We start from the raw sequence: 13,290 nt of genomic DNA, 5'->3' as shown, positions 1-13,290 counted from the left end.
CCGCCAATTAAGAAATACGTTGTGCGTTTTGCAAACACGAATCCCAATAGGGCACTCCTTCAAACCGCTGGCTCAGAAAATCGACAAATGCCCGGACACGTTGCGAGAGGTGGCGGGTTTGCGGGTAAATGGCGTAAGCGGCCAGTTGTGTGTAGCGGTATCCGGTTAATACCGGTACCAATGCGCCGCGTTCGATTTCCCGGTAAACGATGAAGGCAGGCAACAATACGATGCCCAAGCCGTCGGCGGCGGCGTCACGAAGAAATTCACCGTTGCTGGCTTTAAGATAGGGAACGATCCGGGTTTTGATCAATTGCCCCGTGGCGTCATGGACATTCCAGCTGTCGCTGTTACTGATCAGATTGTAGACCAGGCAGTGATGCCGAACGAGTTGTTCCGGTGCTTGCGGCGTGCCCATGCGTTCGAGATAGGCCGGGCTGGCGCACATGATGGCCTGAATCGGTGCGAGACGGCGCGCGATCAGGCTGGAATCGGGCAAGCTGGCGATGCGGATGGCGAGATCGAAACCTTCCGCCAGCAAGTCGACTTGCCGGTCGTTGAAATCCAGATCGAATTCGATATCCGGGTGGGTTTGCAGAAATGCGGTGATGGCGGGGCCCAGATGCATCAAGCCGAAACTGAGCGGCACCGCCACTTTCAAATTACCTTTTAAAGCGCCATGAAATTGCGATGTGGCGTGTTCGGCTTCGAGGATATCGGCAAGGATGCGCACCGATTGCTGATAAAAAGCGCGCCCGCTATCGGTGAGATTCATTTGCCGCGTGGTGCGGTGAAATAATTCCACGCCCAGGTGTTCTTCGAGTTCCTTCAAACGCCGGCTGACGACGGATTTGGCCACGCCCATGCGATCCGCAGCCGCGCTGATGCTGCCTGCTTCCACGACGCGCACAAATGCATTCATATTTTCAAATCGATCCATAGAATCCTCTCATTGTTGCGTATATCGGAACAGTTATTTCTATAAAATGCTGTTTATTCTGATTATAACAACGATGATAATGCTTCCGGTAAGCAGAACCTATCGACGCAATACTGAAAAGGAGAAGACGATGGATACCTTAACGAACACTGTACGAATAATTCCCGCCACGGCTGTGCCCGAAGGCGCCGGCGTGATTGTGCATCGCACGATCGGCACACCGGTGCTGCGCAATTACGATCCTTTCCTAATGTTGGATCATATCGGCAGCGATAATCCGGATGATTATATTGCCGGTTTTCCGCCGCACCCGCACCGCGGGTTCATCACCTTCACGCACATGCTGGACGGCCATATGCAGCACCGGGACAGTATGGGCAACACCGGTGATCTCGGACCGGGTTCGGCGCAGTGGATGAAAGCGGCTAGCGGAGTCATTCATTCCGAAATGCCGAAACAGGAAAATGGTCTGTTGCGCGGATTTCAATTGTGGATCAACCTGCCGGCGGTCAACAAAATGGATCATCCGGAATATCAGGAATTTCCCGCAGAAGCTTTTCCGCAGGTGGAGACCGCGGACTACCGGTTGAAGGTATTGATCGGCCGTTTTGGCGAGGCCGTTGCGCCGATCCAGGATGACTTGACGCAGGTGACGTATTTCGATGTGCAGTTGCAGCCCGGGCGGCGATTTCAGCACCGGCTGCCGGCTCAGAACACGAGCTTCGTTTATGTGTTCGAAGGAAACGGACAGTTCAACGGCCAAGACGTCGCGCGTCATTCCTTAGTTGCGGTTGATGCTGACGGTGATGCTTTCGATTTTATCGCGGGAAAAGAGGGGGCGCGTTTTATCGTGGTCAGCGGTAAACCGCTGCACGAACCGATCGTGCAGCATGGCCCGTTTGTCATGAATACCCGGGAACAAATCGATCAGGCGCTGAAGGATTTTCAGTCCAATCAATTTGTGCGCGACCGGGCGTGGATCAAACGGAATCAACCCAGTCATTAATTCATTCTAAGGAGACTCAAATGGAAAAAATCAGTCAATTCGTGGCGCGGCTATTTCTGGCGCAAATGTTCTTGCTCTCGGGCATTTTTAAAATCGGCGGTTATGCAGGCACGCAAGGTTATATGGAAGCAATGGGCGTACCGGGCATGCTGCTGCCATTGGTGATCGCACTGGAGATCGGCGGTGGTCTGGCGATCATTGCCGGATGGCAAACCCGGCTGGTATCCATTGTGCTTGCGGCGTTCACGCTGGCCGCGGCGGCAATTTTTCATAACAATCTTGCCGATCAGACGCAAATGATCATGTTCATGAAGAATATTGCTATTGCGGGCGGTTTCATTCTGCTGGCGGTGCATGGTGCGGGCGGTTACAGCTGGGATAATCGTACCAAGTCTTGATGACATCACGGATTATCCGCGGCGCTTGTCAGCCCGGCTGCATGCAGCCGGGTTTTTCATGGGTTATTACTTGTATCGTGCCGCATAACCGACTAAACTTGGCTGCGATGAGCGGTTCAGCCGGATTTTGGCGACAGAATTTTCTATTTTAGAATCTCCCGCAGGGAAGCGAAATTGCACAGTAAACGCCCCAAGCATCTGAATCTTTTAAAAATCACGCAACCGCTACCGGCGGTGGTGTCTATCCTGCACCGCATCAGCGGCGCCCTTTTGTTTTTCCCCGGTATTCCCTTATTGCTCTACAGTCTGCATATGCTGCTGCAATCGCCACAGGATTTTGAGGCGCTGCAAAATTGTTTGCGCGATCCGCTGGCTAAAGCCGCATTGCTGCTGGCATTGTGGTTCTTTTTGCACCATCTATGCGCCGGTATCCGTCATCTTTTTCTGGATTTGCACATCGGCGTGATGTTGCCGCAAGCGCGCGCCAGCAGCAAATTGGTGCTGGCTGTTGGATTTTTATTGACTGTTTTGGCGGGGGCGTTGCTATGGTGAGACCTGCAAAATTGGCGGTGACTGGTGCGCATTACGGTTTGAAAGATTGGCTGGTGCAGCGCGTCACCGCAGTGCTGATGGTGGTTTATCTGATCGTTATGGCGTGTGTTTTATGCGTCGCGGCGCCGCAGGATTACGCTGCGTGGAAAACCTTATTCGGGCAGCATTGGTTGCGCATTGCGACGCTGGTGTTTTTCATTTGTCTGTTCTGGCACGCTTGGGTCGGTATGCGCAATATTCTGATGGATTACGTGCATCCGGTGGCGTTGCGGCTAACAGCGCAAATCGCGGTGATTACCGCGCTGCTGTTTTATCTGGTATGGACTGCGGATATTTTATGGGGCTGATGTGGCGATAACCAAAAGAAAATTCGATGTGGTCATCGTCGGCGCGGGCGGCGCCGGCATGCGTGCGGCGTTGCAACTGTCCGAGGCGGGTCTGAAAGTGGCCGTGCTGTCCAAGGTTTTCCCCACGCGCTCGCACACGGTATCGGCGCAGGGTGGTATCGCTGCGGCGCTCGGAAATGTGACCGAAGACAATTGGCACTGGCACATGTACGACACCGTCAAAGGCTCGGATTACCTCGGTGATCAGGATGCCATCGAATTCATGTGCCGGCACGCCAACGAAGTGGTGTACGAATTGGAACATTTCGGCATGCCGTTCGACCGACTGGAAAATGGCAAGATTTACCAGCGCCCGTTCGGCGGGCAATCGCAAAATTTCGGCGGCGCGCAAGCCACACGCTCGTGCGCAGCGGCGGATCGCACCGGTCATGCACTGCTGCATACGCTGTATCAACGCAATGTCAGCGCCAATACGCAGTTTTTCGTTGAATGGATGGCGCTGGATCTGCTGCGTGACGAGCAAGGCGATGTACTCGGCGTCACCGCGCTGGAAATGGAAACCGGCGAGGTTTCGATCCTGCAAGCGCGCGCGACATTATTCGCCACCGGTGGCGGCGGACGGATTTTTCAAGCCAGCACTAATGCTTTGATCAACACCGGCGACGGGCTGGGTATGGCGGCGCGCGCCGGAATTCCGCTGGAGGACATGGAATTCTGGCAATTCCACCCGACCGGCGTGTACGGTGTCGGCGTCTTGATCAGCGAAGCGGTGCGCGGCGAGGGTGGTTATTTGCTCAACCGCAACGGCGAGCGCTTCATGGAACGGTACGCACCGAACGCCAAGGATCTGGCCAGCCGCGACGTGGTGTCGCGGGCGATGACGACGGAGATGAAGGATGGGCGCGGTTGCGGTGACGAAAGAGATCATTTACTGCTGAAATTGGATCATTTGGGCGCGGAAATCATCAAAACCCGCCTGCCGGGGATTCGTGAACTCGCAATGAAATTCGCGCATGTCGACCCGATCAGTGAACCAATCCCGGTCGTGCCGACGGTGCATTACATGATGGGCGGCATCCCGACCAATTATTTCGGTCAAGTGGTTGCGCCGTATAAAACCGGCCCAGAAGAAGTCGTATCCGGTTTCTACGCTGTCGGCGAGTGCGCCTGCGTGTCGGTGCACGGCGCCAACCGTCTGGGCACCAATTCGCTGCTTGATCTCGTTGTTTTCGGGCGAGCCGCTGCCAATCAAATCATTGAGGATTTGAAAGCTCATCCACACCATAAGCCACTGCCGGAAAATGCCGCCGACAAAACATTGGCGCGACTGGCGCGTCTGGAAAATCAGAATGATGGTGAGAATGTCGCGCAAGTCCACACAGCCCTGGCGAAAACCATGCAAACTTACTGCGGCGTGTTCCGTTTCGAGGACATGCTGATGAAAGGCGTGGAAAAAATCCTGGAAGTGAGCAAGCGCGTGGAACAAACGGAAATCAAAGACAAAAGCAAAGTATTCAATACGGCGCGAATCGAAGCGCTGGAATTAGACAATCTGAAAGAAGTCGCCATCGCCACCATGATTTCCGCCGAAGCCCGCCGCGAAAGCCGTGGCGCGCATGCTCGCGACGATTTTCCCGAACGCGACGACGTCAAATGGCTAAAACACACACTGTTTTTCAGCGAAGGCAACCGGCTGGATTACAAACCGGTGCGCTTGAAACCGTTGACCGTCGAATCGTTTCCGCCGAAGGCCAGAACCTATTGAGTTAGAACACAAAACATTACTGCACGATGATTGAGCTAGGATGCTGAATCAGTAAAGTGTAATAGTCTCTGTTGCGCGTCACCCAGCCGCGGATTTCCAGTTTTTTTCCTACGTAGGTTGCAAGATCGGGGAATAGCCTAATGTTGCTGTTGGCGATGCGGATGTCGATTTTGTCGTTGAAGAGCAAGCGGGTATATTTGCGGCTTTTTCTGATTGCCACCGGGGTTCCGGTGAATCGCTGCCAGCCTTTGGTGTGATTGGCGATTTGGGCGATTGGATGGGTTTGGTATTCCGGCATGGACCAGATGCCCAATCCCGATTGCTCGGCTTGTTGCTGCGCCTGGATGAGTTTGTCGCTATAGCGGCCATTCGGCGGAATGATGCTGACTGCGGCCAAGCCGTTTTGCAGCAGCGACAAGTTGACATGCTCGCCATTCGATAAAAATACATGCGCCAGAAGGCGGCTATATTTGTCGCGTTTGACTTGATCGAATTCCAGATAAACCGGCTTATCCTGCAATTTCTTTTGCAGCCATTGTTTTGCAGCGGCGCCACCGGGTTCTTCCGAACGTAAACGGCTTTCGATTTCCGGCGTATTGACTCCCAGCAGCCGAATACGCTTGCCGTTTTCCAAAATGATGGTATCTCCATCGTACACGTGAGCGACTGGTTGTAATTGACGACCGGGCTGGCCGGTGATCGGAATCTGCCGGGAACCGGCTTGCGGGGTGTCGGAATACGTGACGCGACCGCGTTCATCGACACTGCGATAAATCTCACCTGCCGACGATGCAGAAGCAATCAAACCAAGAATCGAGCAATAAATCAGAAAAAATAATTTTCTGCGAAACATGGTACTAACGTTGTTTGATGAGGTTTTTAGCCGGGCAAATAGCATGCCGGTTACCGCGAATAGCTGCATTGAGAGGGACTGGTGCCAGAAAAATTGATCATTGCGTTTTGCAGTATCCGGTGATTGTGAAGGTTTAAAAATTTAAATACTACTTGCCATGGGAAATTTAAAAAACACAAAAAAACCTCCGAAAACCCAATATAGCGCAATATTCATGGAGAAAGTGGATTAAAATCGGCGCTGGTAAAATTGAGTGAAAATTTACCGGCTGCGTCGCAGCATGTTTCAGAATCAGTATCCGATCCAATTGCTTCAATGACAGCTTTTTCCGGAATTACCTTTACCTCGTTGGACTGCACACCATGACATCCGAGAATTTGATTGAAATCAGCGGATTGAATTTTTCCTATAATACGCGCGCAATATTGAAGGGCATCGACATGACGATGCAGCGTGGTAAGGTGATTGCCATCATGGGCGGCAGCGGATCGGGGAAAACCACGCTGCTGCGCTTGATTGGCGGGGTAATCGAACCGACATCGGGCTATGTTAAATTTGCCGGACAAGTGGTGCATGAACTGGAGCGCGATGCACTGTTCAAGCTGCGCCGCAAGATGGGGATGCTGTTTCAGTTCGGCGCGTTGTTCACCGATTTGTCGGTGTTCGACAATGTAGCGTTTCAGATGCGTGAGCATACTGATTTGCCGGAATCGATGATCCGTGATCTGGTGCTGATGAAATTGCACGCGGTCGGTTTGCGCGGCGCGCACCATTTAATGCCCAATCAATTATCCGGCGGCATGGCGCGGCGCGTGGCCTTGGCGCGTTCGATCGCGCTCGATCCGATGCTGATTATGTACGATGAGCCGTTCACCGGGCTGGATCCGATTTCCTTGAGCGTGATCGGGAACCTGATCCGCCGTTTGACCGATGCGCTCGGTATGACCTCGATCGTGGTTACCCATGACGTGCAGGAGTCGCTGAAAATTGTGGATTATGTTTATTTTATTGCCGACGGTGTGATTGCTGCCGAAGGCACGCCGCAAGAGGTGCAGCAATCGGTCGCCCCTTTTGTGCATCAGTTTTTGCATGGCGAAGAAGACGGGCCGGTGCCATTTCATTATCCGGCGCAGAGCTATCAAAAAGATTTAAATCTGGAGAGTACGCGTGCCTAAGCGGATCATAACCGGAATTCAGAATATCGGGCATCGCGTGATCGATGGTGTCTGGCGTTTGGGCGTGGCCAGCCGCTTTTTCCTGCTGGTGCTGTTTAAGTCCGGCACCAGTCTGCGCCGCTTCAATCTGGTCATTCGGGAACTGTATTTCACTGGTGTTCTGTCACTGATCATTATTGTCGTATCGGGGCTTTTTGTCGGCATGGTACTAGGGCTGCAGGGTTATGAGACGTTGCAAAAGTATGGCTCGGAATCCGCGGTCGGCACGCTGGTGGCGTTGTCGCTGGTGCGTGAATTGGGACCGGTCGTGGCGGCGCTGTTGTTTGCCAGCCGCGCAGGGTCGGCAATTACCGCCGAGATCGGTTTGATGAAGGCAACCGAGCAATTGTCCGCGATGAGCATGATGGCAGTTGATCCAGTAGCACGCGTGGTCGCGCCGCGCTTCTGGTCGGGAGTAATTTCGATGCCGTTGCTGGCGGCGATATTTTCCGTGATGGGCGTGTTCGGCGGTTATCTCGTGACGGTGGTCTTCATCGGTGTGGATGAAGGGTCTTTCTGGTCGCAGATGCAAGATTCGGTCGATTTCAGGTTTGACATCATGAACGGTTTTATTAAAAGTTGCTATTTCGGCGTTGCGGTTACCGCTATTGCTGTGTTTGAAGGCTATGATGCGCCGCCGACCGCGGAAGGTGTATCGGGAGCCACGACGCGCACGGTGGTGTCGTCGTCATTGGCGATTCTAGGACTTGATTTTATTCTGACCGCTTTCATGTTTAGAGGAGTGAGTTGATGCAGCGGACAACGATGGATTTGTGGGTGGGATTGTTTGTGGTCATGGGGGTTGCCGCGCTCATGATCTTGAGTCTCAAAGTGGGTAATCTCAATGTCTATAATCCTTCCCACAGCTATGTCATCACCGGTAATTTTGAAAATATCGGCGGCCTGAAAGTGCGCGCGCCGGTCAAAAGCGCGGGTGTCGTCGTCGGACGCGTTACCGATATTCAGTTCAGCACGCAGACCTACGATGCGGTTGTGACGATGAGCATGGATAGCCGTTTTCCGTTTCCTAAAGATACCTTTGCCAGTATCTTGACGTCCGGCTTGCTGGGCGAGCAATACATCGGATTGGCTGCGGGCGGGGATGAGGTGAAACTGAAGGATGGCGATAAAATCATGAAGACCAATTCCGCTATGGTGCTGGAGGAATTGATCGGCCGCTTTTTGTTTAACAAAGCTTCGGAAGACGATTCTTCTTTGTGACGTCACGGGATATTGTTAATTTGGCGATTGTTGGTTTAGTATTGCAGACTGTGAAATAAAATGAGTGTGAGGAAACAATGAAAAAAATTCTTGGAATAATGATATTAACGATCTCGAGCTTGCTAGCGTTCCCCGCGTGGTCAGTAGAGATGGCGCCCGACCGGCTGGTCGATAAAACCGTCAAGGAAGTGATCGAGATCATCCAGAAAGACGAAGAATTGAAAAATGGCAATAAAGATAAAATGCTCGATCTGATCGAGACCAAGATACTGCCGCACTTCAATTTTACCCGCATGACACAGCTTGCGATGGGGCAACATTGGTCGAAAGCCGAGCCGGGACAGCAAACCAAACTGGTCGACGAATTCCGTACCTTGCTGGTGCGCACTTATTCCAATGCATTGACGACTTATAATCACGAAACGATCAAAGTCAATCCGATCAAGCAACTGGGCGACAGCGTCGAAACTACAGTGCGCACAGTGGTTGTGCAAGGAAAAGGAAGGGAACCGGTGCCGATCGATTACAGCATGGAGAAAAAGCCGGACGGCTGGAAAGTTTACGATGTGACCGTCGCCGGTGTCAGTCTGGTCACCAATTACCGCGGATCGTTTAACAGCCAGGTACGTAAAGGCGGCGTTGAAGGACTGCTGAAAGCGCTGGCGGACAAGAATAAATCCCTGGAAGGTAAGAAATAACAGCGGTTGAATGTAGTGAATTCTCTGGTGCAAATGATCTTTCGTGAAGGTGACAGCGTCGTTGTACAAGGTGCTGTCACGATCGATAACGTTGTCATACTGACGCAACGAGGGATTGCATTGTTCGGCGATCAACCGCTTACCATCGATTTGAATAAAGTGACCGAAGTCGATTCCACGATCGTCAGTATGCTGCTGGAATGGATGCGTGCAATGCAAAAAAACAATCAGGTATTGCACGTAATCAATATGCCCGATAGTCTTAAAAGCTTGATTCAATTATACGGGGTGACGGAACTCATTCCGCTCCCGGCATCCGAAGCCACGCTGCACAGCGCTTCCTGAGCGGGCGCTGTGTGACAGTTTCCAGGTACTGAGTTATTCATCCGATGTTGCCCGCTATCGCTGTCAAGCAAGTATCCAAGCGTTTTGGCGACGTGCATGCCTTGGCCGGTATCGATCTCGAAATTCATACCGGCGAGTTTTTTGCGCTGCTGGGGCCGAATGGCGCCGGTAAAACGACGCTGATCAATATCATTGCCGGTTTGTCGCTGGCCGATAGCGGTTCGGTAAGTGTGATGGGGCACGATGTCATCGCGCAATACCAACAAGCGCGCAGCAATCTGGGTGTGGTGCCGCAGGAATTGGTTTTCGATCCTTTCTTCACGGTGCGCGAAGTTCTGCTGATTCAATCGGGTTATTACGGTATCAAGCACAATGCGCGCTGGGTGGACGAAGTCATCGAGTATCTCGATTTGACGGATAAGGCAAACGCCAACATGCGGGCGTTATCCGGCGGTATGAAACGCCGCGTGCTGGTTGCGCAGGCGCTGGTACACAAACCGCCGGTGATCATTCTGGATGAACCGACCGCCGGAGTCGATGTGGAATTGCGCCAAACGTTGTGGGATTTTATCCAGCAGCTGAACCGCAAAGGCCACACCATCGTGCTGACCACGCATTATCTGGAAGAAGCGGAAACCCTGTGCAATCGCGTGGCGATGCTGAAAGAAGGAAAAATTGTCGCGCTGGATAGCACGCAGAATCTGATCGGTGGCATGAGCACGGGCAAATCGTTGCAGTTACGCTTGCAGCCGGATGCCTTGCCGGCGGAGCTGCAATCGTTGCAGATCCGTCATGACAGCGGCATAGCCGAATTGAGAATCGATAGTTACGCGCACGTCGAATCCATCCTGTCGGCTTTGCGATCGGCGCAAATCCAAATCCTGGAAATGCACTTGCAGCAACCCGATCTGGAAGATGTTTTTGTCAGTATGATGAAAAATAGCGGCAATCGAACAAAATGACCGGATTTTTTACGCTACTGTATAAAGAATTGCTGCGCTTCTGGAAAGTCGGTTTCCAGACGATTATCGCGCCGATGGTTTCCACATTACTGTACTTGCTGATTTTCTTTCATGTGCTGGAAGCGCATGTGGAAGTGTATCCGGGCGTGGCGTACACCACGTTTCTGATCCCGGGCTTGGTGATGATGGCGATCATTCAAAATGCCTTTGCCAACGCTTCGTCCAGCATGATTCAATCGAAGATCAGCGGCAATATCGTGTTTATTCTGCTGTCCCCGTTGTCGTATCACGCCATATTCTTCGCGTACATCATTGCGTCCATCGTGCGCGGGTTGTTGGTTGGCTTGGGGGTTTATCTGGTGACGCTGGTGTTTTTCGATATTCCGCTGATGCTGCCGGTCTGGTCGATACTATTTGTCGTATTGGGCAGCGCGATATTGGGAGCGTTGGGATTGATTGCCGGTATCTGGGCGGATAAATTCGACCAACTGGCGGCTTTCCAGAACTTTATCATTTTGCCGCTGACATTCTTATCCGGCGTGTTTTATACCATTCACTCGCTACCCGTCGGCTGGCAGTTTTTTTCTCACCTCAATCCGTTTTTTTATATGATCGACGGATTCCGCTACGGCTTCTTTGGCGTATCGGATATTTCGCCTTATCTTAGCCTGTCGATTGTGGCAATATGCCTGGTGGTCATTTCCATGTTGACCATACGGATGCTTAAAAACGGCTATAAATTGCGCCATTAACACTACATTTGTTTTGCATGACCATCATGCGTGAAGGAGAATTGAAATGCTTACAGCAGAAAACGTAAAAACCTATATTGAAGCGGCATTGCCGTGTGAGCACGTGCAAGTCGAAGGCGACGACGGACGTCATTTTCAGGCGTTGATCGTCAGTGCGCAATTTCAAGGCAAAAATACCGTGCAACAGCATCAGATGGTGTACAAATCGCTCGGCGACAAAATGAAACAGGAAATTCACGCGCTGTCGATGAAGACGCTGACGCCGGAGCAATGGACAAAACAAGCGTGATGACCGGCGCTGCTTTTTTGCCTGATTGCTGACGGGAAATTACCGTGTTCAAGATAATCGGTGCGATTTCCGGTTTTTTGCTGCTGGGTTTTATCGGCCTTATCCTCGGCCTGATCGGCGGCAGTCTGATCGACCGGCTGGTGGCTTACGGTCCGGGGGGCGTCAATCCGTTCAATGCCGCGCGCCGTCAGGCGGTTTTTCTGGAAACCGTTTTTGTCCTGATGGGAAAGCTGGCCAAGGCGGACGGCCGCGTATCCGAAAGCGAAGTGTCGCACGTCGAGCAGTTCATGCAAAAACTGCGCATGACGCGCGAACACCGCTTGAAAGCCATCGCGCTGTTCAAACAAGGCGCCTCCCCGGATTACGATATCCATCCGCAACTCAACGAATTTCTTGCTGTGTGCGGTCATTCCCGCAATTTGCGTCAGGTGCTGCTGGTGTATCTCATTATCATGGGATTATCCGACGGTGATTTGAATTCCGCCGAAGATGATCTGTTGCGCAGCATTGCCGGACGTCTGGACTATTCCCCGGCGGCGTTCGGGCAATTGCTCGATATGGTGATGAACCAAATGCACTTCGCCGCGGGCGGCGCCAGCTCGGTCAATGCTCTCGACGATGCCTACAAAGCGCTGGGCGTCAGTAAAGACAGTACCGACGAGGAAATCAAACGCGCTTACCGCAAATTGATGAGCCAATACCATCCGGACAAACTGATGGGGCAGGGCGTGCCGGAAGACATGATCGCGGTAGCGACCGAACAAGCCCAGGAAGTACAAACCGCTTACGATTTAATCAAGAAAAGCCGGAATCTGAAGTGACCGGCGGTTTAATTCATTACGGTTCCACATCGTCCACGGGCAGAATTCACTTTGCCTAGCAGGTTTTCTGCGTTCTTGCAGCCACTTCATTAAAGAAAGAACACGCGAGTTTCTCGTGACAGATTGGTTCACTTGATGCCGGTGAATTTATGCTGCATTTGATGTAATCAACTAGGGTGTCTCTTGAGGTAACCATTGGAAAGAACTTAATATTTATTGATCTATATCAATAAATTCAGCTCTGCTTCGATTCAGAATTCAAGCTCCATTAAAACCAAGTCATGGAGATAATCATGAATATGCTAGAAGAAGTGGATGTTGTGGCATTCAAAAAGCTGGGCATTAATTTAGCAGTTATTGGTGGAGTAGCGGTAGCTTTGATTTATTTATCGATGTACTTATCATAAGCAATCGGGGCAAACGTTAATTCTGTTCACAATGATTCCTTTGGTATGCCTCGCTCTTTGTAGCGAGGCATAAATCTCTTCAAGTTGTAATTTTCAGCATCGGTAGCGCAAAGTTTCACCGTTTCATAATTTCCTTCACTCCCGGATTTTTGATTCCAACATTAATGGTTTATTTTGCGGATCGTGATTCACCTCGTGGTGCAAATTTGAATGTTGGAATTCCTGACGTCACTCCAATCGGTCTCTACCAGCTATGGAAGAAAAAACGGAATCCACCAAACGGCGAAAGATGCAGCTCGCCTCCTTCGGTCTTCTCCGGTTTTATTGCCACAACCCAGCCGCCAGCGATGTACCAGCGCGGCGGACGGCCGATGATCTCAATGCGCCCGAAGTCAGCCGAGGTTACCTTCGCCCAACGAATATCGTTACGAACGTTCCTCAGAATGAACACGGTTCTCGGATCCGGCTCTCGTGTCGCACGGGTTTCGAGCACGAACAACGTGATGCCAGACAGGCTGAGATCGATAGACGACACTGGTGACAAAACGCCAAGGTCGGCAGCAAAGGGTTCGGCAAAAAACGGCCCGTCGTCAAAGGAGAATTTTGACCAGAGAAAGTAAGCGGCAGCCCAGATGATCACAAAGAGGTTTAAACCGGCCAGGAAAATCCTGCGTTTTGTGATCGCAGTAGTCATTCAAATACCTCAAAGTAAAGCTAAGC

At 51.8% G+C, this 13,290-nt stretch carries 17 protein-coding genes; 14 read left to right on the top strand and 3 right to left on the bottom strand.

What is annotated here, in order from left to right; all coding sequences use genetic code 11:
• Positions 1 to 7: 7 nt before the first annotated feature.
• A complete protein-coding gene (locus HRU77_03395) occupies positions 8 to 940 on the bottom strand; it encodes a LysR family transcriptional regulator (GenBank protein ID QOJ19817.1) in 933 nt (310 codons plus the stop codon).
• A gap of 130 nt (positions 941 to 1,070) precedes the next feature.
• Between HRU77_03395 and HRU77_03390 the strand changes: the two genes are divergently transcribed.
• The 5 genes from HRU77_03390 to HRU77_03370 all read left to right on the top strand — a co-directional run bounded on the left by HRU77_03390 (position 1,071) and on the right by HRU77_03370 (position 5,008).
• Positions 1,071 to 1,946, top strand: coding sequence for a pirin family protein (locus HRU77_03390; protein ID QOJ19816.1), 876 nt, complete (start codon positions 1,071 to 1,073; stop codon positions 1,944 to 1,946).
• A gap of 20 nt (positions 1,947 to 1,966) precedes the next feature.
• The gene (locus HRU77_03385) at positions 1,967 to 2,344 is read left to right on the top strand and encodes a DoxX family protein (GenBank protein ID QOJ19815.1); all 378 of its coding nucleotides are present in this window, start codon (positions 1,967 to 1,969) and stop codon (positions 2,342 to 2,344) included.
• Positions 2,345 to 2,518: 174 nt separating this feature from the next.
• Entirely contained in the window at positions 2,519 to 2,896 is a 378-nt protein-coding gene (gene sdhC, locus HRU77_03380; protein QOJ19814.1) for a succinate dehydrogenase, cytochrome b556 subunit, read from the top strand.
• Positions 2,890 to 3,243 carry a succinate dehydrogenase, hydrophobic membrane anchor protein gene (sdhD, locus tag HRU77_03375; GenBank protein ID QOJ19813.1) on the top strand — a complete coding sequence of 118 codons (354 nt, stop codon included), beginning with the start codon at positions 2,890 to 2,892 and terminating at the stop codon, positions 3,241 to 3,243. The genes sdhC and sdhD overlap by 7 nt, the downstream gene beginning before the upstream one ends.
• A 1-nt stretch (position 3,244) precedes the next feature.
• Positions 3,245 to 5,008 carry a succinate dehydrogenase flavoprotein subunit gene (locus tag HRU77_03370; protein ID QOJ19812.1) on the top strand — a complete coding sequence of 588 codons (1,764 nt, stop codon included), beginning with the start codon at positions 3,245 to 3,247 and terminating at the stop codon, positions 5,006 to 5,008.
• 16 nt (positions 5,009 to 5,024) lie between these two features.
• On the opposite strand, the gene HRU77_03365 is transcribed toward HRU77_03370, so the two are convergent.
• Positions 5,025 to 5,861: a thermonuclease family protein gene (locus tag HRU77_03365; protein QOJ22055.1), complete on the bottom strand. Its 837-nt coding sequence runs from the start codon at positions 5,859 to 5,861 to the stop codon at positions 5,025 to 5,027.
• A gap of 362 nt (positions 5,862 to 6,223) precedes the next feature.
• On the opposite strand from HRU77_03365, the gene HRU77_03360 reads away from it, so the two are divergent.
• The 9 genes from HRU77_03360 (at position 6,224) to djlA (ending at position 12,163) form a co-directional block, all read left to right on the top strand.
• Entirely contained in the window at positions 6,224 to 7,036 is an 813-nt protein-coding gene (locus HRU77_03360; GenBank protein ID QOJ19811.1) for an ABC transporter ATP-binding protein, read from the top strand.
• Entirely contained in the window at positions 7,029 to 7,826 is a 798-nt protein-coding gene (gene mlaE / locus HRU77_03355; GenBank protein ID QOJ19810.1) for a lipid asymmetry maintenance ABC transporter permease subunit MlaE, read from the top strand. Before HRU77_03360 ends, mlaE begins: the two co-directional genes overlap by 8 nt.
• The gene (mlaD, locus tag HRU77_03350) at positions 7,826 to 8,296 is read left to right on the top strand and encodes an outer membrane lipid asymmetry maintenance protein MlaD (GenBank protein QOJ19809.1); all 471 of its coding nucleotides are present in this window, start codon (positions 7,826 to 7,828) and stop codon (positions 8,294 to 8,296) included. Before mlaE ends, mlaD begins: the two co-directional genes overlap by 1 nt.
• Before the next feature lie 77 nt (positions 8,297 to 8,373).
• Complete coding sequence (locus HRU77_03345) at positions 8,374 to 8,994, top strand: ABC transporter substrate-binding protein (GenBank protein QOJ19808.1); 621 nt, start codon at positions 8,374 to 8,376, stop codon at positions 8,992 to 8,994.
• A 6-nt stretch (positions 8,995 to 9,000) separates the two neighbouring features.
• The gene (locus tag HRU77_03340) at positions 9,001 to 9,339 is read left to right on the top strand and encodes an STAS domain-containing protein (protein ID QOJ19807.1); all 339 of its coding nucleotides are present in this window, start codon (positions 9,001 to 9,003) and stop codon (positions 9,337 to 9,339) included.
• Positions 9,340 to 9,383: 44 nt separating this feature from the next.
• Positions 9,384 to 10,301 (top strand): ABC transporter ATP-binding protein, encoded by a 918-nt coding sequence (locus HRU77_03335; GenBank protein ID QOJ19806.1) that lies wholly within the window; start codon positions 9,384 to 9,386, stop codon positions 10,299 to 10,301.
• Positions 10,298 to 11,053, top strand: coding sequence for an ABC transporter permease (locus HRU77_03330; protein ID QOJ19805.1), 756 nt, complete (start codon positions 10,298 to 10,300; stop codon positions 11,051 to 11,053). The genes HRU77_03335 and HRU77_03330 overlap by 4 nt, the downstream gene beginning before the upstream one ends.
• A gap of 46 nt (positions 11,054 to 11,099) precedes the next feature.
• Positions 11,100 to 11,342: a BolA/IbaG family iron-sulfur metabolism protein gene (locus HRU77_03325; GenBank protein ID QOJ19804.1), complete on the top strand. Its 243-nt coding sequence runs from the start codon at positions 11,100 to 11,102 to the stop codon at positions 11,340 to 11,342.
• A 44-nt stretch (positions 11,343 to 11,386) separates the two neighbouring features.
• Entirely contained in the window at positions 11,387 to 12,163 is a 777-nt protein-coding gene (gene djlA, locus HRU77_03320) for a co-chaperone DjlA (GenBank protein ID QOJ19803.1), read from the top strand.
• 651 nt (positions 12,164 to 12,814) lie between these two features.
• Here the strand turns inward: djlA and HRU77_03315 are convergent.
• Positions 12,815 to 13,264: a hypothetical protein gene (locus HRU77_03315; protein ID QOJ19802.1), complete on the bottom strand. Its 450-nt coding sequence runs from the start codon at positions 13,262 to 13,264 to the stop codon at positions 12,815 to 12,817.
• Between the last annotated feature and the right edge of the window lie 26 nt (positions 13,265 to 13,290).

Source organism: Gammaproteobacteria bacterium, from assembly GCA_015709615.1.
Classification (GTDB): domain Bacteria; phylum Pseudomonadota; class Gammaproteobacteria; order Burkholderiales; family Nitrosomonadaceae; genus Nitrosomonas.
The sequence above is the reverse complement of the archived record's forward strand: the minus strand, read 5'-3'. Positions and strand labels throughout refer to the sequence as shown.